At 70.8% G+C, this 19,426-nt stretch carries 21 protein-coding genes; 6 read left to right on the top strand and 15 right to left on the bottom strand.

Annotation, left to right across the window (positions count from 1 at the left end):
- Window positions 1-77: 77 nt before the first annotated feature.
- Complete coding sequence (locus ACSHV8_RS20185) at window positions 78-995, bottom strand: helix-turn-helix domain-containing protein (protein ID WP_436535280.1); 918 nt, start codon at window positions 993-995, stop codon at window positions 78-80.
- Window positions 992-1,876 (bottom strand): LysR substrate-binding domain-containing protein, encoded by an 885-nt coding sequence (locus ACSHV8_RS20180; protein WP_436535279.1) that lies wholly within the window; start codon window positions 1,874-1,876, stop codon window positions 992-994. Before ACSHV8_RS20180 ends, ACSHV8_RS20185 begins: the two co-directional genes overlap by 4 nt.
- A 70-nt stretch (window positions 1,877-1,946) precedes the next feature.
- Here ACSHV8_RS20180 and ACSHV8_RS20175 point away from each other — a divergent pair, with 70 nt between their 5' ends.
- From ACSHV8_RS20175 to ACSHV8_RS20160, 4 genes are all read left to right on the top strand, one after another.
- A complete protein-coding gene (locus tag ACSHV8_RS20175) occupies window positions 1,947-3,122 on the top strand; it encodes a thiolase family protein (RefSeq protein WP_436535278.1) in 1,176 nt (391 codons plus the stop codon).
- Window positions 3,119-3,781 carry a 3-oxoacid CoA-transferase subunit A gene (locus ACSHV8_RS20170; RefSeq protein ID WP_436535277.1) on the top strand — a complete coding sequence of 221 codons (663 nt, stop codon included), beginning with the start codon at window positions 3,119-3,121 and terminating at the stop codon, window positions 3,779-3,781. Before ACSHV8_RS20175 ends, ACSHV8_RS20170 begins: the two co-directional genes overlap by 4 nt.
- A 17-nt stretch (window positions 3,782-3,798) precedes the next feature.
- Entirely contained in the window at window positions 3,799-4,416 is a 618-nt protein-coding gene (locus tag ACSHV8_RS20165) for a 3-oxoacid CoA-transferase subunit B (RefSeq protein WP_436535276.1), read from the top strand.
- 234 nt (window positions 4,417-4,650) lie between these two features.
- Entirely contained in the window at window positions 4,651-5,580 is a 930-nt protein-coding gene (locus ACSHV8_RS20160) for a TIGR03619 family F420-dependent LLM class oxidoreductase (RefSeq protein ID WP_436535275.1), read from the top strand.
- Window positions 5,581-5,952: 372 nt separating this feature from the next.
- Here the strand turns inward: ACSHV8_RS20160 and ACSHV8_RS20155 are convergent, their stop codons facing one another.
- The 6 genes from ACSHV8_RS20155 to ACSHV8_RS20130 all read right to left on the bottom strand — a co-directional run bounded on the left by ACSHV8_RS20155 (window position 5,953) and on the right by ACSHV8_RS20130 (window position 9,245).
- Window positions 5,953-6,513, bottom strand: a complete 561-nt coding sequence (locus ACSHV8_RS20155) for a dihydrofolate reductase family protein (RefSeq protein WP_436535274.1) — start codon at window positions 6,511-6,513, stop codon at window positions 5,953-5,955.
- 38 nt (window positions 6,514-6,551) lie between these two features.
- Window positions 6,552-6,782 carry a DUF7489 domain-containing protein gene (locus ACSHV8_RS20150; protein ID WP_436535273.1) on the bottom strand — a complete coding sequence of 77 codons (231 nt, stop codon included), beginning with the start codon at window positions 6,780-6,782 and terminating at the stop codon, window positions 6,552-6,554.
- 27 nt (window positions 6,783-6,809) lie between these two features.
- Window positions 6,810-7,919, bottom strand: coding sequence for an FAD-dependent monooxygenase (locus ACSHV8_RS20145; protein ID WP_436535272.1), 1,110 nt, complete (start codon window positions 7,917-7,919; stop codon window positions 6,810-6,812).
- Between the two features lie 16 nt (window positions 7,920-7,935).
- Window positions 7,936-8,118, bottom strand: a complete 183-nt coding sequence (locus ACSHV8_RS20140) for a hypothetical protein (RefSeq protein WP_436535271.1) — start codon at window positions 8,116-8,118, stop codon at window positions 7,936-7,938.
- Window positions 8,119-8,216: 98 nt separating this feature from the next.
- Window positions 8,217-8,681: a MarR family winged helix-turn-helix transcriptional regulator gene (locus ACSHV8_RS20135; RefSeq protein ID WP_436535270.1), complete on the bottom strand. Its 465-nt coding sequence runs from the start codon at window positions 8,679-8,681 to the stop codon at window positions 8,217-8,219.
- A 36-nt stretch (window positions 8,682-8,717) separates the two neighbouring features.
- A complete protein-coding gene (locus ACSHV8_RS20130) occupies window positions 8,718-9,245 on the bottom strand; it encodes a sigma-70 family RNA polymerase sigma factor (protein WP_436535269.1) in 528 nt (175 codons plus the stop codon).
- A 268-nt stretch (window positions 9,246-9,513) separates the two neighbouring features.
- Between ACSHV8_RS20130 and ACSHV8_RS20125 the strand changes: the two genes are divergently transcribed.
- A complete protein-coding gene (locus tag ACSHV8_RS20125; protein WP_436535268.1) occupies window positions 9,514-10,974 on the top strand; it encodes a GMC family oxidoreductase in 1,461 nt (486 codons plus the stop codon).
- 22 nt (window positions 10,975-10,996) lie between these two features.
- On the opposite strand, the gene ACSHV8_RS20120 is transcribed toward ACSHV8_RS20125, so the two are convergent.
- Window positions 10,997-12,031 (bottom strand): hypothetical protein, encoded by a 1,035-nt coding sequence (locus ACSHV8_RS20120; protein WP_436535267.1) that lies wholly within the window; start codon window positions 12,029-12,031, stop codon window positions 10,997-10,999.
- A complete protein-coding gene (locus tag ACSHV8_RS20115; protein WP_436535266.1) occupies window positions 12,021-12,632 on the bottom strand; it encodes a hypothetical protein in 612 nt (203 codons plus the stop codon). Before ACSHV8_RS20115 ends, ACSHV8_RS20120 begins: the two co-directional genes overlap by 11 nt.
- Window positions 12,633-12,756: 124 nt before the next feature.
- Here ACSHV8_RS20115 and ACSHV8_RS20110 point away from each other — a divergent pair, with 124 nt between their 5' ends.
- On the top strand, window positions 12,757-13,113 hold the full coding sequence (locus ACSHV8_RS20110) for a MerR family transcriptional regulator (protein WP_436535265.1): 357 nt from the start codon (window positions 12,757-12,759) through the stop codon (window positions 13,111-13,113).
- A 5-nt stretch (window positions 13,114-13,118) separates the two neighbouring features.
- Here the strand turns inward: ACSHV8_RS20110 and ACSHV8_RS20105 are convergent, their stop codons facing one another.
- The 5 genes from ACSHV8_RS20105 to ACSHV8_RS20085 all read right to left on the bottom strand — a co-directional run bounded on the left by ACSHV8_RS20105 (window position 13,119) and on the right by ACSHV8_RS20085 (window position 19,426).
- Window positions 13,119-15,551, bottom strand: coding sequence for an IPT/TIG domain-containing protein (locus ACSHV8_RS20105; RefSeq protein WP_436535264.1), 2,433 nt, complete (start codon window positions 15,549-15,551; stop codon window positions 13,119-13,121).
- A 136-nt stretch (window positions 15,552-15,687) separates the two neighbouring features.
- On the bottom strand, window positions 15,688-16,494 hold the full coding sequence (locus ACSHV8_RS20100) for an alpha/beta hydrolase (protein WP_436535263.1): 807 nt from the start codon (window positions 16,492-16,494) through the stop codon (window positions 15,688-15,690).
- 93 nt (window positions 16,495-16,587) lie between these two features.
- Entirely contained in the window at window positions 16,588-17,301 is a 714-nt protein-coding gene (locus ACSHV8_RS20095) for an alpha/beta fold hydrolase (RefSeq protein WP_436535262.1), read from the bottom strand.
- 239 nt (window positions 17,302-17,540) lie between these two features.
- Entirely contained in the window at window positions 17,541-18,563 is a 1,023-nt protein-coding gene (locus ACSHV8_RS20090; RefSeq protein WP_436535261.1) for a branched-chain amino acid ABC transporter permease, read from the bottom strand.
- Window positions 18,560-19,426, bottom strand: coding sequence for a branched-chain amino acid ABC transporter permease (locus ACSHV8_RS20085; protein ID WP_436535260.1), 867 nt, complete (start codon window positions 19,424-19,426; stop codon window positions 18,560-18,562). Before ACSHV8_RS20085 ends, ACSHV8_RS20090 begins: the two co-directional genes overlap by 4 nt.

Genomic DNA, 19,426 nt, shown 5'->3' with positions numbered 1-19,426 from the left:
AGGTCGGCCCCAGGGGCAGAGCAAGCCCCGAAGAAGAAACACGGCGGAAATCCGAAAGTGTGGCGGAAACTTCAAGATCAAAAAGATGGCGACGTACGGCGTACGTCCGCGGCGGTGATCCCGAAGTGCGCGCGGAACGCCTGGGAGAAGTAGGTGGCCGAACCGAAGCCGCACCGGGTGGCCGCCTCGGCGACGCTGGTGCCCGGCGCCGCCAGCAGCAACGCGCGGGCCCGTTCCAGGCGGCGGCCCAACACGTACTGCGGAAGGCTCTTGCCTGTCGAAGCGAACGCCCTGGACAGATGCCGCTCACTGATCCCGATGCCGGCCGCGACCCGCAGCGCGTTCAGACCGGAATCGGTCAGATGGTCCTCAATGAAGGCGCGCGCGTTGGCCAGGTGCACCCGCCCCGGATCGGCCGGACTGCGACCGGTCAGGCTGGTCAGCAGGTGCAGCATGGTCTCCTCGTCGGCCTCGTCCAGGCGCAGGGCACGATCGGTCAGCCGGGCCAGCGTGCGCGCCGCGACGTCGCCCTCGGAGACCAGCGGCGCATGCAGCGCGTCGAGCCCGGTCACCTCGCGAAACGTCGCCCGCGGCACCTTGATCGCGAGCTCCTCCAGCCCGCGGGAGAAGCCGCGCATGAACGGCCGGTCCGCGTCGCAGACCAGCGCCTGCCCCGGATGCAGGGTGAACACGCCGTCGTCGTGATAGAAGAAGGCCTCGCCCCGGATCGCCAGGTAGACCGCGATCGCGTCGGCCGGGTTCTTCCGGATCACCTCGGCCGGCCGCTCGACGACGTGCGAATTGCCGTGCACGCGGGCCAGCTGGATCCGGTCCAGCCGCAGGTTCAGCTCGGTGCCGTCGAACGGCTGCTCGCCGAGCACACGGCAGCGCAGGCCGATCAGCGCATCCCGGTTGTGGTCCTCCCACAGCTCGATGCGCCGGGCGGTGGGCAGGCCGGTCGTGCTGAACCGGACCAGCCGCCGGGGCGGGGTCACGACGAGCAGCGTACGACGATGTCGGCCACCTGACGAACCGCCGGCGATGTCTCCCCGGCTCGGGTGGCGATGGCCAGATCGATCGTCGGGGCATCATTTATCAGTACGTACTCGACACCCTCCAGATCCAGGCTGCGGACCGCCTCGGGGACCAGGGCGACGCCCAGGCCGGCGGCGACGAAGACGACGAGTGTGGCCGTCTCGCCGACCTCCATGATCGAGGACGGCTGGAAACCGGCGGCGGCGCACGCGGCCAGCACGTGCTCGTGCATCGACGAGCGATGGCCGGAGAAATGCATGACGAACGGGTCGCCGGCCAGCTCGGCCAGGTCGATGCTCTCGCGGTCGGCCAGATCGTGCCAGTCCGGCAGGACCGCGATCAGGCGCTCGGTGCGCAGCACGCGGACGTCCAGCTCCGGGCGGGCGACGCCGTCGGGACGCAGGACGACCAGGTCGTACGTGCCGTCGAGCAAGCCGTCCAGCAGAGCCGGGCTGAGCGACTCGCCGTGCAGCTCCAGGCGAACCTCCGGGAGCAGGCGGCGCACCTCGCGGGTGGCCTGGGGCAGCAGATCATAGGTGGCGGTGCCGATGAAGCCGACCGACACGCGACCGGCGTGCCCCGACGCGACCATCGACATGTCGGTGGCGGCGCGCTCGACCGAACCGAGCACCCCGCGCGCGTGCTCGGCGAAGCGCACACCGGCCTCGGTCAGCTCGACCCGCCGCGTGGTGCGGGTGAACAGCTCGACGCCGAACTCCCGTTCAAGCTGCTTGATCTGCTGCGACAATGCCGGTTGGGCGAGGTGCAGGCGCTCCGCGGCCCGGCCGAAGTGCCGCTCCTCGGCGAGCGCCGCGAACGAACGCAGGTGCCTGAGTTCCATGCATTGAGGCTATCAATCGTGCGTTATTCAGTATTGGCCACGATCGGTGTGCTCGGCCTAGGTTGGTGGCATGACTTCCGCGTACCTCTACGCCGCGGCCCGGACCCCGTTCGGGCGGTTCGGCGGCGCCCTTGCCGAGAGCCGTCCGGACGATCTGGCCGCGGCCGCCCTCCAGGGCGTGTTGAAAAAGGCCCCCGACCTGGACCCGGCCGCGATCGGTGACGTCGTGTGGGGTTGTGCGAACCAGGCCGGAGAGGACAACCGTAACGTCGGCCGCATGGCCGTGCTCCTCGCCGGCCTCCCCGTCTCCGTGCCGGCCAACACCGTGAACAGGCTCTGCGGCTCCTCGCTGGACGCCGCGATCATCGCCTCCCGCACCATCGAGTCCGGCGACGCCGACGTCGTGGTGGCCGGTGGCGTCGAGTCGATGACCCGTGCGCCCTGGGTGCTGCCGAAACCGTCGCGCGCGTTCCCGGCCGGCAACATGACTGCGGTGTCGACCACGCTGGGCTGGCGGCTGGTCAACGAGAACATGCCCAAGGAGTGGACCATCTCCCTGGGCGAGTGCAACGAGCTGCTCGGGGACAAGTTCGGCATCTCCCGCGAGCGGCAGGACGAGTTCGCCGCCCGCTCGCACAACCTGGCCGCGGCGGCCTGGGACGCCGGTTTCTACGACGACCTGACGGTGGCCGTGGGCGACCTCGCTCGTGACGAGGGCATCCGGCCGGGCAGCAGCGCCGAGAAACTGGCGAAGCTGAAGCCGTCGTTCCGCCCCGACGGGACGATCACCGCCGGGAACGCGTCGCCGCTGAACGACGGCGCGTCGGCGGTCCTGCTCGGCTCCGAGGCCGCCGCCGACCGGATCGGATCAGCGCCGATCGCCCGCGTCGCCGGCCGAGGGGTCGCCGCGGTCGACCCGGTGATGTTCGGCTACGCGCCGGTCGAGGCGGCCGACCGGGCCCTGGCCCGGGCCGGCATCACCTGGGCCGACGTCTCCGCCGTCGAGCTGAACGAGGCGTTCGCGGTCCAGTCGCTGGCCTGCGTGGATGCGTGGGGCATCGACCCGGAGATCGTCAACGCCAAGGGCGGCGCGATCGCCATCGGGCACCCGCTCGGCGCGTCCGGCGGCCGGATCCTGGGCACGCTCGCCGCGCGGCTCACCGAGTCCGGCGGCCGCTACGGTGTCGCCGCCATCTGCATCGGCGTCGGTCAGGCGCTCGCCGTCGTGTTGGAGAACGTGGCATGAGCGCCGTCAAGATCTGCGACAGTACGGCCGAGGCCGTCGCCGGGATCGAGGACGGCTCGACCGTCCTGATCGGCGGGTTCGGGCTGGCCGGGATGCCCGTGCAGCTCATCGACGCGCTGATCGAGCAGGGCGCCACCGACCTCACGGTGGTGTCCAACAACGCCGGCAACGGGGACACCGGCCTGGCCGCGCTGCTGGCCAAGGGCCGGGTGCGGAAGATGATCTGCTCGTTCCCGCGGCAGTCGGATTCCTGGGTGTTCGACGGGCTCTACCGGGCCGGCAAGATCGAGCTCGAGGTCGTCCCGCAGGGCAACCTGGCCGAGCGGATGCGGGCGGCCGGCGCCGGGATCGGGGCGTTCTACTGCCCGACCGCGGTCGGCACGCCCCTGGCCGAGGGCAAGGAGACCCGCGAGATCGACGGGCGGACGTACGTGTTGGAGTACCCGATCAAGGGCGACGTCGCGCTGATCGGGGCGTACCGGTCGGATCGGATGGGCAACCTGATCTACCGCAAGACGGCCCGCAACTTCGGTCCGGTCATGGCGACCGCCGGCAAGCTGGTGATCGTGCAGGTCAGCCAGGTGGTCGAGACCGGTGAGCTCGACCCCGAAGTGGTCGTGACCCCGAGCATCTACGTCGACCGGGTGGTGGCGGTATGAGCCTGAACAAGCATGAGATGGCAGCGTTGGTTGCCCGGGACATCGAGGCCGGCTCGTTCGTGAACCTCGGGATCGGTCAGCCGACCCTGGTGGCCGATCACCTTCCGGCCGACGCGGGCATCGTGCTGCACACCGAGAACGGGATGCTCAACATGGGTCCGGCCGCGACCGGTGAGCAAATCGACCCGGATCTGATCAACGCGGGCAAGGTGCCGGTGACCGAGCTGCCCGGGTCGGCGTATTTCCACCATGCCGACTCGTTCGCGATGATGCGCGGCGGCCATCTGGACGTGTGTGTGCTCGGCGCGTTCCAGGTCTCCGCGCGTGGCGATCTGGCCAACTGGCACACCGGCGAACCGGATGCGATCCCGGCCGTCGGCGGGGCGATGGATCTCGCGGTCGGGGCGAAGAGTGTGTACGTGATGATGACGCTGTTCACCAAGGACGGGACGCCGAAGCTGGTGCCCGAGTGCACGTATCCGTTGACCGGGCTGGGGTGCGTGAACCGGGTCTACACGGACCTGGCGACGTTTGTGATCACGGCGGGCGGAGTCGCGGTCCGGGAGACGTTCGGGATCTCGTTCGAGGAGCTCGGGTCGCGGCTGAAGGTGCCGTTGCTGCGGTCCACCGAGTAGAGCCGGGTAGAGCCACTGGGCCTGGCGTGTGCCGGGTGGCGGTGGATTGTCGGGGTGGTGTGGGTGCGGAGGCGTGCTGGGTCGGGGTGGCGTGGGTGCGGAGGCGTGCTCGGGCGGTGTGTCGGGGAGGGATCGGCGGAAGAGAGGATGGGTGATCATCCGGGTGGTTGGTAGGTGTGAGCTGGGCTAACCTCATGCTCCTCAATGGATCTGGAGACGGTTAGGCTGCAGGCCATGCGGCTGGGCGTGAATCTTCCACAGACCAATAGGTACGACCTCGCGCGGGACGTGACGGAGTTCGCGCGGGCGGCCGAGGAGATCGGGTTCGACAGCCTGTGGGCGTATGAGCGGATCCTCGCGCCGGAGGACACCAGCGGGGCGCACGGGCTCTACGGGGTGCCGGACCTGGCGTGGCCGGAAAGCTACGCGCACACCACGGACGCACTGGTCACGCTGAGTCTGGCGGCGGCGGTGACGAGCCGGGTCGAGCTCGGTACCAGTGTGCTCGTGCCCGGGCTGCATCTGCCGTTCCGGCTCGCGCGGAGCCTGGCGGCGCTGGACGCGGCCAGCGGTGGGCGGGTGATTGCCGGGCTGGGCAGTGGCTGGTCGATCGACGAGTTCGCGGCTACCGCACCGCGGCCGATCGGGGAGCGGGGGAAGGCGCTCGACGAGTTCCTGGACTACGCCGCGGCGGTGTGGGGGCCGGATCCGGTGTCGTTCGAGAACGATCGGTACCGGCTGGCGCCGAGCCGGGTGAACCCGAAGCCGGCCCGGCGGATTCCGATCTTCCTGGCCGGGTCGAACAAGACGGCGCTGGGGCGGATCGCCCGCCGGGGCGACGGCTGGCTGCCGACCGGTGTTCCGCCGCAGCGGGTCGGGGAGATCCTCGCCGGGATCCGGGCGCAGGCCGCGGCCGGTGGGCGGGATCCGTCCGAGGTCAGCTGCGTCTTCCAGCTGGGCATCCGCAGCCTGGAGGAGGTGCCTTCGGAGGGGCGGCAGCCGTACACGGGCAGCGTCAAGCAGCTCGTGGAGGACATCGCGGCGCTGGCCGCGGTCGGCGTCGACCACGTCTACGTGACGCTGACCTCGGCGGCGCGAGGCCTCTCGGAGCTGATCGAGGCCGCGCAGAGCCTGCACACCGAGGTGCGCGCCGCGGGCCTCTGAGCACGCAGCCCCGGGCTGCCGACACTTGAGCGGGCCGCCACGGGCCGGCGGCTCTTGAGCGGGCCGTCGCGGGGTGCAGGTTGCGGGCCTTTGATTGCGGCAACGCGGGGGTGTAGACCGCGAGCGCCTGGGCGCGGCACTGTGGCGTGGCCTGCGGTAGGTCACGGGGCGTGGGCTATGGCGCGTCGCGCGGTGTGAGTCCGCGCCGGGTCGCCGAATTGGGCTGTGGCGCGTCGGGCGGGGCGTGCCTGCCGTGGGTCGGGTCGGTTGCGGCCGGTGGGATGACCGGCGGTGTGTGGGCCTGCGGCGGGTCACGGAGGGTGGGCCGCGGCGTGGCGCCGGTGGGGCGTTTGGCCGCGGCCTCGGGGTGGGTCAGCGCGGGACGTAGCTGGTCACGGTGATCTGGGTGTCGAGCAGCTGGGAGCCGGTGGTCTTCAGGTTGAGGCGCTGCTTGGGTTCGCCGAAGAGCCGCAGGCCGCCGCCCAGGACGACCGGGTGGACGGCCACGTGGTATTCGTCGATCAGGCCCAGCTCGGACAGGGCAGCGGCCAGGGTGGCGCCGCCGGTCAGCAGCAGGTCGGCTCCGGGCTGGGATTTCAGGGCCGTGACCTCGGCTTGCAGGTTGTCGCGGATGACGCGGGTGGTCCAGTCGTCGCCGGCGTATGTGCGGGAGAAGACGATTTTCGGGGTGGCCCGCCAGAACGGGGCGAACTTCTGGGTGTGCGGGTCCGGGGAGATGGATTCGGCCTCGGGCCAGAAGCCGACCATCATCTCCCACACCGGGCGGCCGAAGAGCAGGGTGTCGACGCGCTCGTCCAGGGATTCCGAGTAGGCGGACAGCTCCGGGCCCATGACCGGCCAGTCGAACTCGCCGTGGGGGCCGTTGACGAAGCCGTCGACCGACGTGTGAACCCAGTAGATGATCTTCCGCATGGCTGGTCCTCAGGGTTTATGGGTGGCGTTCTCGGCGGTCAGTCGGAGCCGGCCGGCGGTTCTGCACATCGGCGCGGGTTTTCGCCCGGTGTTTTGGTGAGCAGATCGCCGACCTCGAGCTCCTTCCACAGGTCCCGATCGACTTTGATCTCGCGCAGGCTTCCGTCGTCGAGCCGGACCTGCAGGCGCCGGTAGAGGTTGGAGCCGTCGAGCATCGCGCGGGACTTCTTGGTGACCGTACCGGTCCAGGCATCCTCTTTCGTTGTCATACTTAGACAGTAGAAGTCCTGGTAGCCCTATACGTCCGTCTCAGGGCGGGTCCCGCGCCTGCGACTTTCGGATGAGAGAGGGTGGGACAGGAGTGCGGCGTGGTTGCCCTTGATGATGGCGGGACCGAAGCGCCGGAACGCGACCTTGCGCACGAGCCCGGGCAGGTTGCGGGCGCGATCCCGCCGATGGTTCTGTTCCAGCACGAATCGGATGCGGGCCGCCCGCCGAACCCGGTAGTTCTCCAGCACGGCCGGGACCGCGGCCCGGTCCGGCGCCTCGGCCAGCAGTGACGCCAGCACGACCGCGTCCTCCAGGGCCATCGCCCCGCCTTGAGCCATGCTCGGCGAGCACGCGTGCGCCGCGTCACCGATCAACACCACGTTGCCGCGGACCCAGTCGTCGCCGCGCAGTTCGTGCAACGGGGCGAAATGGGCGTCGCGCGGGTCGGCCGGCAGTTCCGGGACCGGGCCGCCGAATTCGCGGAACAGGTCCCGCCAGTCGCCGTCCGGGGCCTGCTCGGTCCGGCTGTTCACGGCGGCGAAGCAGTACACCTCGCCGTCCCCGACGGGCACGGTCAGGAAGGTGCGGCCGTGGTCGCCGAGTCGCGCGGTCCAGGTGCCGGCGGGCACGGAGTCCGACGGCGTGAGGAAACGCCAGCACACCTGACCGAGAAAGTGCTTCCGGGACAGGGGAAATTCGCTTCGGCGTACGGCCGAGTCGATCCCGTCCGCACCCACGACCACGTCGTATCCGTCGGTCGACCCGAACGGCGTCCCGAATCGCACCTGGCCCGGCCCGACCGCATCCAGCAGGATGGCGTGCAGATCGGCGCGCCGGATCGCGTAGCTCGCCCCGACCTCACCCCAGATGTCGGTGAGGGGAAATTCGGTGAGCAATTCCCCGCCTACGTCGCGGATCTCTTGTTGGTGAACGGGTTGGGCGCGGCGAATGAGCGCCGCCTCGACGCCCACGTCACGCAGGGCCCGGACCGCGTTGGCGGGCAGGTAGAGGCCGGTCCCGCCGGCTCGGGGCGCCGGATCGCGTTCGACGAGATCGGCCTCGATCCCGCGTTGTGCGAGCAGATGTTTGAGGGCGAGACCGGCGATTCCGGCCCCGGCGATCAGAATGCGAAGCATGGTGCGATGTTGCCTTTCAGGAGGTACTCGGGAGTGCTTCGGCGCCCCATTCGCGCCGAACGATCTCGGCGAAGGCGACGCGGACGTACGCCTCCTCGTAAGCGCATGCTGACAGGAATCCGGCGCCGGCGAAGTAACCGGGGTACAGCGATTCGCCGAGCGCGGTGAAAGCCTGCAGGATCAGGTGCGGGAGTCGCATCGGAAGGTCTCCTCGAAATGGTGGGCCGCTCTGTGCATCACGGTCACACGCGACCCGCCGCGGGGGCGCCAGGGAGAGCCACTGGCGGCACCCCGGGCCTACCGCGGGGGCAGCCCGGCGAGCCTTCGCAGCAGCGGGGTCAGCGCCGTCACCTGAGTGCTGTCGAGGCGGTCCAGGACGTGACGACGGGCGCTTTTCGCGTACGTCGGAGCGCCTCGCCGCACCGCTTCCGCGCCCGCCTCGGTGAGCACCGCGTTCCAGCCCCGCCGGTCGTTGAGCGCCGGCTCGCGCTGGACCAGGCCCAGCCTTTCCACCTTCTCGACGATGCGGCTCATCCGGCTCAGCGACAGACTGCACGCGGCCGCGAGCTCGTTGATCCGCAGCCGGTGGCCGGGCGCGGTGGAGAGCCGGAGCAGGGTCGTGTACTCGCTCAACGTCTTCTGCTGCTCATACGTCAGGTCGGCGTCGACGCCACGCTGGACGGTCGTCGCCGCGTACAGAAAGGCCTCGAAGAACGCCCTCTCGTCGGCGGACAGGTCGTCTCCCGGAATGCTCTCCCACATGTCTTCTCACAACGGTGGGCGAAGGCCTTAGTTCATTCAGGCGGTGCCCAGTAACGCCCTGCGCAGAATGTGTAACGCATAGTGTGCCCGGGATTTCACCGTGCCGACCGGCACGCCGAGCCGGTTCGCGGTCTCCACCGTGGTCCGGCCCTGGAAGTACAACTCGGCCAGGATCGTCCGGTGGGCCGGGCTCAATCCGCCGAACGCGGTGAGCAGCGTGTCGACGGCGAGGACCATCTCGGTGCTGTCGGCCGTGATCAGCCGCCGGGTGAAGTCGAGCAGCGGCGTCTCGGCCGGGCGGACCCGGCGCATCCGGATCGCGTCGATGGCGACGTTGCGCGCCACGGTGAACAGCCAGCGGCGCGCATGCTCGCGCTCGTCGGGTACCGCGGCCAGGCTCTTCCAGGCGCGGATCATGGTTTCCTGCAGCAGGTCCTCGGCGGCCGGCCGTTCGCCGCCGGTGAGCCCGATCAGATAGCTCAACAGGGGGCGGGAGTATTCGGCGTGCAGGGCCGAGAGGCGCCGCTCGGCCTCGGCCCGCGTGGTCGGACATTCGAGAATCACGCTGGGGAACACTAGAAAGCCGGTTGTGGATTTCGAATGGAGTGCGCCGCGTGCCGGAACGGTGACGGAATCCGAAGATCGGCTGATCAGCAAGATGGGGAATGTATTCCTAAATGCCGTGTTCCCTGCCGATGCCGTCCGATTTCTTACACAACAGAATGCTTGCGTCGGCAATGGGTGACCCAGGCGACATCGCTTTCGGCGAACTGTCGGGCGTTGCCGCCGTCACCAGTCATGAAGCTATCGGTGATAACACTGGGAGGCCGAGATGAGTGGCTACGACGTGATCGTCGTGGGTGGCGGCACCGCGGGAAGTGTTCTCGCGGGCCGCCTGACCGAACGGGCGGACGTCCGGGTCCTGCTGCTGGAAGCCGGCAGCGGCGATCCGCTGCCGGAGATGGCCGTGCCGCCGGCCTGGCCCGGACTGGTCCGCAGCACGGCGAACTGGGGTGACCTGACCGTCCCGCAGGGGCCGGCCGGGGCGGTGACCCCGCTGCCGCGTGGGCGTGGGCTGGGCGGCGGCTCGTCGATCAACGCGATGCTGTTCACGCGCGGGCACCGCAGCAGCTACGACGCGTGGCCGGTGGGCTGGCGGTACGACGACCTGCTGCCGTACTTCAAGCGCAGTGAGAATGCCCTGGGCCGGGAACGCGGCGTCGGCGGGCCGCTGACGGTCGCCCCGGCCGATCCGCTGAACCCGGTGCTGGCGGCGGCGCTCGACGCGGCGATCGAAACCGGGCAGAAGCGGGCCGCCGACATCAGCGGCGGGCTGGACGAGGGCTTCGGGCCGGTCGACCTCAACATCGTCGACGGGCACCGGCAGAGCGCGGCCGACGCCTACCTGCGACCGGTCCGGCAGCGGACCGGCCTGACGGTCGTGACCGATGCCCTGGCGCACCGGCTGGTGATCGAGAACGGTCGCGTCGTCGGGGTCGAGTACAGCGTCGGTCAACGGCTCGCCAAGGTGTGGGCCGACCGGGTGGTGGTCGCGGCCGGGGCGATCGGCTCGGCCCAACTGCTCATGCTGTCCGGGATCGGACCCCAGGCCCACCTGCGCGAACACGGCATCGAGGTGGTGCTCGACGCGCCCGGCGTCGGGTCCGGCCTGCAGGATCACCCGGTCGCCAACATCGTCTACCGGTCGGCGCAACCCGTGCCGGCGCCGCGCAACAACCACGGCGAGGTCATCGGGCTCGTCCGCAGCCGGGACGACCGGCCCGGGCCGGACCTGCAGCTGATCTTCGTGGACCTGGCCCGGCCGGTGAACGGGTTCACCGGACCCGAGCCGGGATTCGGGTACACGATCGGGGTCTCCGTGATGGCCCCGCACAGCCGGGGAACCGTGCGGCTGGCCAGTGCCACGCCCGGGGCGGCGCCGCTGCTCGACCCGAACTACTACGGGGACCCGCGCGACCTCGACGCGATGGTGGCCGGGCTCGAACTGGCCCGGCGTATCGGTGAGTCCGCCGCGCTCGGGCCGTGGCGCGGGGCTGAGGCCGTACCGGGAAATCCTGATCTTGATCTTCGGGGTTATGCCCGGCGGGCGGTCGCCTCCTACTGCCACCCGGTCGGCACGCTGGCGATCGGCGACGTGGTCGACACGTCGCTGCGGCTGCGCGGCATCGACGGGGTGTGGGTCGCCGACGGCTCGGTCATGCCGGCCATCCCGGCCGGCAACACCAACGCGACGGTGTACGCGATAGCGGAGCGCGCCGCCGAACTCCTCTGAACCGGAGTTCCGGCCCTCCCGGCTACGGGCAGGAAGCCAGCGTGGTCTCGGACCACTGTCCGAGAACGGTCATCAGCCCGGTCAACCGGGTGAACATCGCCTCGGAGCCGGTGTCCTGGCCGTAGTCCGGGCTGCCGACCGGGCGGTTCCGGGTGACCCGGGAGATCAGGGTCGGGGCGAACCAGCAGTATTTCGCGGCACCGGTCGCCGCCACGGCGGTCCGTACGTCGTCCGCGGTGCCGGTCCAGCCGCCGGCGCGCAGGCCCGTCGTGTACGCCTCGACGAGCCCTTCGGCCAGGTCGGGCAGCATGTTCGCGTCGACCAGGCCGTCGGCGAACGTGTCGAAGACGAGGTTGCTCACGTCCTCGCCGATCCCACCCGCGCCGACGAAACTCCAGTCCAGCAGCACCGTCTCGGCGCCCCGGCCGATCAGGTTGGCCGGCCACACGTCGAGGTGACACAGGGTGCGTTCGGTGCGTTCGGCGGCGTCGAGCACCTCGCCGCGGCGCCGCCACAGTTCTTCGAGCTGTCGCCGGACCGTTTCCGGCCACCGCCGCGCGGTCGGATGTTCCCAGTCCATGACGGTCGGGACCGGGCGGCTGTCGAGATAGTGCCGGAGCCATCCTCTCGACAGCCACCGCTGGTCCGGGATCCGCCCGGCCCAGCGGGCCTGCCCGGCACCGAGTTGCGCGGCGAACGCCAGATAGCGCTCGACCGGCCAGCCGGTGGCCGGTTCGCCGTCGGCCCATGCGAGCCACAGTCCGATCTGGCCGTCGTCGCGTTCGTCGACCGCGAGCAGGCGTGGCGCCACGATGCCGGTCCCGGCGTAAGCCTGCCCGGCCAGACCGCTCTCGTAGGCCAGGTACTCGCGTTTCCAGGCGTTCCCCGGCTCGCCGGACGAGGGCGGCCGGGCCAGTTTGTAGACGGCGGACCCGCCGGGCCCGGTGGCTTTCCAGACGCCACCGGTGGCGGCGTTGCCGGTGTTGTGGCGAAGCACCACGGCCTGGTCGATCCGCTCGCCGATCGCCTCGGGAACGGCGGCTCCGTCAATCTGCACCGGGTGACGGTATCCCCAGTGAACGGGTGAGCGCCGCATAGCCGCGGTCGCCGTCACCGGCGTCGACGGCACGGTCCGCGATCGACCTCAACGCCCGCAGCGCCGCCGAGTCCAGCTTGTGCGAGTCGGCGGACGAGACCAGGTGGCCCAGCGTCGACGACATCGACGCGATGCTGGAGATCGAGGCGGGAAAACGGCCTTCGGCCAGCTGGCCCGCGAACCGGTCGATCTGCTCGGTGAGCAGGCCGGCGATCGGCTTGGCGAGCGGCGCGAAGCTCCCGGGCGCGATGCCCTCGGCCGCGGCCAGGGCGAACGCGTGGACGAGGCCGCCGACCGACATCGCGAACAGGCCGAGCAGGGCCGTCTCGTAGGCGGCGGCCGCCCCCGGATCGTCGCCGACGAAGACCGTGGTCGGCGCGAGAACCCGCAGAACCGGGCCGACCCGGTCGAACAGCGACCGATCACCACCGACGAGGATCGCCGCGGTCGCGGTGCCGACGGCCGGGGCGGGGGAGAGGATCGCGCCGTCCAGATAGGGCAGGTCGCGGGCCGCCATCGCCCGGGCCTCGGCGGCGGGCCCGCTGGTCAGGTTCACCAGCACGGTCGAGGTCCGCGCGGGCAGGAGCGTCGAGACGACCTCATAGCTTCGGCCACGACATCGGACATGCCGCCGACGCTAGGGGTTGACGTTGACGTGAAGGTCAAGCCGTGGTCGACTCCGATCCGTGCGGATCAGTGAGCTCGCCCGCCGGACCGGGGTGTCACCGCGGGCGCTGCGGTACTACGAGGAGCAGAAACTGCTCCGGCCCGGGCGCAGCGGCGGCGGCTATCGGGAGTACGAGGAGACGGCCGTCCACACCGTCGGGCACATCCGGTTGCTGCTCTCGGCCGGCCTCGGTACGACGGTCATCGCCGAGATCCTGCCGTGCGTGCCGGACGAGGCGACCACGATCGCGCCGACCTGCCCGGAACTGATCGACGGCCTGGTCGGCGAACGGGCCCGGATCACCGGTTCGATCGAGAAGCTGGTGGCGGCCCGTTCCGTCCTCGACCGGTTGATCGAGGCCGGAACGGGCCGGTAGGAAAGTCAGAACGCGGCCACCGTGAACGTGGAGCTGCTGGTCACGTCCGTCTGGAAGTAGTCCGGGTCGTTGTTGGCCGCATCGGGTGCGCCGTTGCTGACCACGACCAGGTTGTACGCGCCCTCGGCGACCGGCGCCGCCGCGTAGAGCGACCCGGTCACCGGCCGCTGCACGGGCACGGTCACACCGGCCGCGGTGGCGGTCGCCGCGACCGAGAGGGTCGCGCTGGTGCCCGGCGTGATCGCGCCGAGCGTCGCCCCGGCCGGGACACCGACCGCGTTCGGCAGCACGACGGCGCCGCTGTCGGTGGCGGCCAACGCCGTACCGGAAATGCTGGTTTGTCCTTCCGAGATCGACACGTTGGCGATGGTCCCGGCGGTTCCGGCGGTGGCCGGCGCCGACAGGGTGGCGCTGGCGCCGCCCGGGGTCACCGACGTGATCGTGGTGCCGTTCGGGATGCCGGTCGTGCCGAAGAACTGCCGGCCCACGTCCGCCCGGGTGAACGCGCCGCTGGTCAGGCCGACCGTGCTGCTCCCGGTGGCTGTCGTCAGGGTGCCGGTGAGGGCCCGCACCGGCGTGCTGTTGCCGATCGTCGCGGTGAACGCCGAACCGGACGTGGCGACCGCGGGCGCCGAGATGACCGCCTTGGCCGGGCTGAGCACCGAGGTGACGATGCTGCCGGCCGGGATGTTGCCGTTGCCGCTCTGCAGGATCGGCTGACCGACGTCGTTGGCGTTGAAACGCCCACCGGCCGAGACCACGACCCGGCTGCCCGCGACCGCCGAGACGTCGGTGGTCAGCGTGTTGGTGTAGGTCATCGGGTTGAAGAAGTCCGCGCCCTGCGCGTTGAGCCGCCGGTTGAGCTGCAGCGTGCAGACCAGTTCCTCGTCGCTGAGCGGCAGCACGTTGACGCATTCGGCGACCGGGCCGTTGGCGCGGGCCCCGGCGCCCGCGTCGGCGCCGTTGTAGACGCCGTCGACCAGGAAGACCCGGCCGGTGTTGCCCCCGTTGCCGAAGCTGATGCCGAGGAATCCGGTGCCCTGCACGGAGACGTCGATCGAGGCCGCGTTGTTCGGTGCGGTGTTCGGCCCGACCTTGATCGGGTTCAGGTACGAGTACGCCCCGGGCAGCGCTTTGGTCCCGGCCGACGTGCTCACCACCAGCGCGACGTTGGCCTCGGCCGAATGCGCCGGGGCCTGCGCGGTGAACGCCTTGTCGCTCAGCGACTGGATGTTGGTCAGCGGCACGCCGCCGAGCGTCGCGGTGATCCGGCCCGGGTCGGCCGGGAAGTCCGTGCCGACGACGGTGATCGTGTTGCCGCCGGCGGCCGGGCCCGCGGCCGGGAACACGGCGGTCGGCATGGCGACGATCCCGGCCGTGTACGTGCCCGAGCCCAGCAGGTTGTTGTTCCCGTAGACACACACCTGGTAGCCGGTCGGCTGACTGCCGATCAGCGGTAGCGGCGGCAGGGTCACCGCGGCCCGGGTGTTCGACAGCCGGCGTACGCCGTTGCCGATGATCGCCACCGGCGCCGTCCCGTTGATCGGCGCGGTCGACCAGGTGGCCGGGCAGCCGGCGTTGCCGACGAGCAGCACCGACGGCGCCGTGACCCCGGACAGGAACGCGTTGCCCGAGGTCACCGTGACGCCGTTGCTGCTCAGGTACGAGCCGCTGGACGGCGTGACGCTCAGGAGCGTGACGGTGTACGGCGCGATCGACAGCAGCGACCCGTTGGCGGACGAACCGTCGTACAGGCAGATGCTGTACTGCGTGGCCCCCGGGCCGGTCGTGGTGACGCCGGACGGCACGGTGAGGGTGAACCCGGCCGCCGTCTGCTTGGTGATGGCGGTCGCGACCAGGTTCTGCGGGTTGTTCACGCCCAGCGTGGCGTTGCAGGTGCCGGTGGTGAAGACCGCGGCCGGTGCGGTGATGCCGGTCAGGACGGGTGTGCTCGCGGCGACGCTGACCTGGTTGCCGCCGCCCGAGACACCGCTGGACGGGCCGGCCTGGGCGGCCGAGCCGACCCAGATCGGGGCGCCGGCCTGCAGGTTGCTGACCCCGGCCGAGTTGCCGTCGTAGGCGCAGGCGAAGAACGGCCTGATCGCGCCGTTGGGGCCGCCGGTCGGACCGCCGGAGCCCGGAACGGTGAACGTGACCGCGTTCGGGTTGGTGCGGGTGGCGCTGCCGGCGTTCCACGGCCCGGCCGCGGTGGTGGTCGTGGTGGCCAGCTTGGCCGGGCACGCCGTCGTCGAGAACTGGACGGTCGGGCTGGTCGCGAACGCGATCTGCGGATCCATGATCGTGGCGGACGCGCCGGGTGGCACCACTATCGGTCCGACGGTGGTCGCGGCGAACGCGGGGGCGGGCGCGATGAGCACGGCGGCACCGACCGCGCTCATCGTCAGCACGGCACGACGTTTTCGCTGGTTACGGGACATGTCGATCCTCCTGGGATCCGGCGAGGGGTGAGCGTCGCACGGAGCCTAGCCCCGACATGTCGTACTTAATCGGAGATGTTTTATTAGTCCGATGTCGGACCACTGGCGCCGGGGCCGGTGGTCCGACATCAAGGGATCAGCCGTTCTCGCGGGCCGCCTTCTCGATCACGGCCGCCGTCTTGGCCGGCTGCGAGGCCAGGACCAGGTGCGACGCGCCCTTCACGGTGGTCACCTTCGCGTGCGCGCGCCCGGCCATCCAGTACTGTGCGGCGGCCGGAATGTTCTTGTCGCCGGTCGGGATGATCGAGTAGCTCGGGATGGTCTTCCACGCCGGGGTGCCGACCTCGGGCTCGGCCAGCGCCGCGGCGTCGATCGGGCGCTGGCTCACCGCGAGCAGCTTCGCGGTGCGCACCGGCACGTCGGCCGCGAACTGCTGCGGAAACTTCGCCTGGTCGATGTAGAGATCGGTGCCGCCACCGGGGACCGCGACCTGGTGCAACGTCGGCGCCAGGGTGCTGCCGGGGAACTTGCCCGACAGCTCACCGGCCGACTCGCCGACCTCGGGCAGGAACGCCGCCACATAGACGAGGGCCTTCACGTTCTTGTCGCCACTGGCCGCCTCGGTGATCACATTGCCGGCGTAGGAGTGCCCGACCAGCACGACCGGACCGTCGACATCGTCGATCACCGAACGCACCGACTTGGCGTCCGAAGCCACGCCACGCAGCGGATTCGCCACGGCCACGACCGGGTAGCCGTCGTCCTGCAGCCGGCGGACCACATCGTTCCAGCCGCTCGAATCCGCGAACGCGCCGTGCACCAGCACCACCGTCGGTTTCTTGTGGTTCGAGCCCCCGTGCGCCTCGGCGATCGACGGACCCAGCCCCGCGATCGAACCCACAGCCAGCACGACAGCAGCCGAAGTGAAAGCGATCTTGTTCATTGCGTTTTTCCCCTTAAAAACCATCATTTTGTACGTACGTGGTCAGAACCCAACAGCACCAGCCGCGTCCCGCCGCGAGGGTGCCCCCGTGCGTCAGGACCGGACAGCGCCGACAGCGCGCAGGATCGTCTCGGCCACCGCGCCCGGCTCGGAGACCGGCAGCGCATGCCCGGCCCCGGCCACCTCGGTCAGCTCGACGCCGCCGGCCCGTTCACCCATGAATCGCAAAGCCTCGGCCGGAATGTTCTTGTCGGCGTCACCCCACACGAACCAGCTCGGCAGCGTCCGCCAGGCGGGTACGCCACTGATGCTCGCGGTCAGCGCCAGCTCGGTCACCGGCCGCTGCGTGGCCGCCATCAGCGCGGCCACCGCCGGGTCGACGTCGGCCGCGAACTGCGCCGGGAACTTCGCCACGTCGATCGACAACTCGTTCCCGCCACCGCTCAACGGCCGGGCCACGACGGCGTCCCCGAGCGTGCTCCCCGGGAACTTCCCGGACAGCCCGAGCGCGGTCTCCCCGGCCTCCGGCGCGAACGCCGACACGTAGACCAGCGCCCGCACGGCCGGATTGTCGGCCGCCGCCTCGGTGATGACCTGCCCGCCGTACGAGTGTCCGACCAGGATCACCGGCGCCCCAAGCGACGCGACGACATCCCTCAGGTACTGCGCGTCCCCGTGCAGGCTGCGCAGCGGATTGGCCACCGCGGTCGCCGTCACCCCCTCGGCGGCGAGGCGCTCGACGACCCCGTTCCAGCCGGCCGACTCGGCGAACGCCCCGTGAACCAGCACAACGATCGGCTCGGACATGATTTCCTCCAGAAGCGGTTGGCTTTCCTCTGCCAAGAGCTTCTCCGGAGTACGACCCCTACCGCCCCCGGGAGCAGCACTGGTGCCCCCGGGCCCGTGCCCTGGCCGGCCCCCGGCCCGATCGCGCGGAACCAGCCGGACTCGCCGTCCCGGGAGGACAGGACGGCGAGCCGTCCCGGCCCCGATCTCGGGCGGGGAAGCCGAGTTCGGGGCCGGGACGGCGTACGGGAAAAGCGGTTCTACGGGGTTGATCCGACCGGATCGCGGCGGCGGACGGCTCGCTGCAGGGGCTGCCAGCGGGTGCGGAGGCCGGCGAGGCCGCCCGGCACGAAGTAGACGGCCAGGATGAACAGGGTGCCCAGGACGAACAGGGGCTCGCCGAACGGGCCGGGCAGTGATCCGCCGAGGCGGGCCAGGCGCTGGTCGAGGTAGGCGTAGAGGACACCGCCGGCCAGGGCGCCCCAGCGGGTGCCGGCGCCGCCGAGGACGGCCATCACGATCAGCGCCAGGGTGAAGTCGGACGACGCGACGTGCGGGGACGCACCGCCGACGACCAGGGCGTAGACGACGCCGCCGACCGCGGCCAGGGCGCCGGCGACGACGAAGGCCAGGAGTTTCACGCGGTACGGGGACAGGCCGACCACCGCGATCCGCCGTTCGTCGTCGCGCAGGCCGATGAGGGTGCGGCCGAGCGGCGCCCGGTCGATGGTGTGCACGACCAGGACGACGATGACCAGGGCGGCCAGGGCCAGCCAGTACAGGTTGACCGTGTTGGTGACGCCGACCAGCGCGTCCGGCAGGGACCCGGTGCGCATCGGCAGACCCTCCTCGCCGCCGGTCAGCCCGCCCGGGTCGCGGTTGACCAGGATGTAGCCGACCTGCGCGAACGCGAGGGTGACCATGGAGAACGCGATCCCGGACGTGCGCAGCGCGACCGAGCCGAGCAGGGCGGCCAGCGCCGCGGCGGCCAGGACGGTCACCGGTACGGCCGCCCACAGCGACCACTCGTAGTGGCTGACCAGGATGTCGACGCCGTAGGCGCCGGCCGCGATGTAGAGGGCGTGCCCGAACGACAGCAGCCCGGCCCGGCCGAACAGCAGGTCGTAGCCGAGCGCGAGCGCGCCGAAGACCAGGCAGATCGCGAGCAGTTGCAGCGTGCCGGGCGAGTTGAGCGGCCCTTCGAACACCCCGGGGATGCTCACCGTGGAGTACGGCAGGACGGCCGCGAGCAGCAGCACGGCCAGGGGGACGAAGCGTTTCACGCGGTGACCGCCCTCCCGGCGATGCCGGCCGGACGCAGCAGCAGCACGACGGCGAGCAGCACCACCACGCTGACGTCCCCGGCGCCGGCCGCGCCGTAGTAGTTCACGAACTGCTGGAGCAGGCCGACCCCGACCGCGGCGATCGCCGAGCCGGTGATCGAGCCGAGGCCGCCGATGACCACCACGATGAACGCGAAGATCAGCAGGGAGGCGCCCTGGCCGGGGGAGACCGACGTGAAGTACATGCCGCCGAGGATCCCGGCCAGCCCGGCCAGGGCCCCGCCGATCGCGAAGACCAGCGTGAACGCGTTGCGCACGTCGATGCCGAGGGCCCGGACCATGGCCCGGTTCTCGACGCCGGCCCGGATGATCAGGCCGTACCGGGTCCAGCGCAGGAACGCCAGCAGTGCGCCGAGTACGAGCACGGCCGCGCCGATCAGCAGGAACCGGTCGTCGGGCACCTTGGCGCCGAGGATTCCGGTCACGTGCGACGCCCGTTCCGGCCGCGGGAAGACCCGCGCGTCGGCACCCCAGACCGACTGCAGCAGCGCCACCCCGGCCAGCGAGAGTCCGACAGTGACCAGCACCTGCTCGGTGTGCCGGGTGTACAGCGGCCGGATCAGCACCAGTTCGACGAGTGCGCCGGTGGCCGCCGCGGCGGCGATGCCGACGACCACGGCCAGGGGCAGTCCGATGTGCGGGGCGGCCCACCAGGTGGCGTAGGCGCCGACCGACAGGAACAGGCCGTGCGCGAAGTTGAGGACCCCGGCCAGTCCGAAGACCAGCGAAAGTCCGGAAGCGATCAGGAAGTAGAGCGCGGCCAGGCCGAGCCCGGTCAGCGTCAGCAGAATCACGGTCGCCAT

It is taken from the genome of Actinoplanes sp. HUAS TT8 (assembly GCF_051380535.1).
Taxonomy (GTDB): Bacteria; Actinomycetota; Actinomycetes; order Mycobacteriales; family Micromonosporaceae; genus Actinoplanes.
Note: the sequence above shows the minus strand (reverse complement) of the source record. Positions and strands in the feature narration are given on the sequence as shown.

Excerpts from the sequence above, each read along its gene's own strand:
- ACSHV8_RS20180 (WP_436535279.1), bottom strand. The coding sequence starts at position 1,876 with ATGGAACTCAGGCACCTGCGTTCGTTCGCGGCGCTCGCCGAGGAGCGG.
- ACSHV8_RS20175 (WP_436535278.1), top strand. The coding sequence starts at position 1,947 with ATGACTTCCGCGTACCTCTACGCCGCGGCCCGGACCCCGTTCGGGCGG.
- ACSHV8_RS20170 (WP_436535277.1), top strand. The coding sequence starts at position 3,119 with ATGAGCGCCGTCAAGATCTGCGACAGTACGGCCGAGGCCGTCGCCGGG.
- ACSHV8_RS20165 (WP_436535276.1), top strand. The coding sequence starts at position 3,799 with ATGGCAGCGTTGGTTGCCCGGGACATCGAGGCCGGCTCGTTCGTGAAC.
- ACSHV8_RS20160 (WP_436535275.1), top strand. The coding sequence starts at position 4,651 with ATGCGGCTGGGCGTGAATCTTCCACAGACCAATAGGTACGACCTCGCG.
- ACSHV8_RS20155 (WP_436535274.1), bottom strand. The coding sequence starts at position 6,513 with ATGCGGAAGATCATCTACTGGGTTCACACGTCGGTCGACGGCTTCGTC.
- ACSHV8_RS20150 (WP_436535273.1), bottom strand. The coding sequence starts at position 6,782 with ATGACAACGAAAGAGGATGCCTGGACCGGTACGGTCACCAAGAAGTCC.
- ACSHV8_RS20145 (WP_436535272.1), bottom strand. The coding sequence starts at position 7,919 with ATGCTTCGCATTCTGATCGCCGGGGCCGGAATCGCCGGTCTCGCCCTC.
- ACSHV8_RS20140 (WP_436535271.1), bottom strand. The coding sequence starts at position 8,118 with ATGCGACTCCCGCACCTGATCCTGCAGGCTTTCACCGCGCTCGGCGAA.
- ACSHV8_RS20135 (WP_436535270.1), bottom strand. The coding sequence starts at position 8,681 with ATGTGGGAGAGCATTCCGGGAGACGACCTGTCCGCCGACGAGAGGGCG.
- ACSHV8_RS20125 (WP_436535268.1), top strand. The coding sequence starts at position 9,514 with ATGAGTGGCTACGACGTGATCGTCGTGGGTGGCGGCACCGCGGGAAGT.
- ACSHV8_RS20105 (WP_436535264.1), bottom strand. The coding sequence starts at position 15,551 with ATGTCCCGTAACCAGCGAAAACGTCGTGCCGTGCTGACGATGAGCGCG.
- ACSHV8_RS20100 (WP_436535263.1), bottom strand. The coding sequence starts at position 16,494 with ATGAACAAGATCGCTTTCACTTCGGCTGCTGTCGTGCTGGCTGTGGGT.
- ACSHV8_RS20095 (WP_436535262.1), bottom strand. The coding sequence starts at position 17,301 with ATGTCCGAGCCGATCGTTGTGCTGGTTCACGGGGCGTTCGCCGAGTCG.
- ACSHV8_RS20085 (WP_436535260.1), bottom strand. The coding sequence starts at position 19,426 with ATGGCGACCGTGATTCTGCTGACGCTGACCGGGCTCGGCCTGGCCGCG.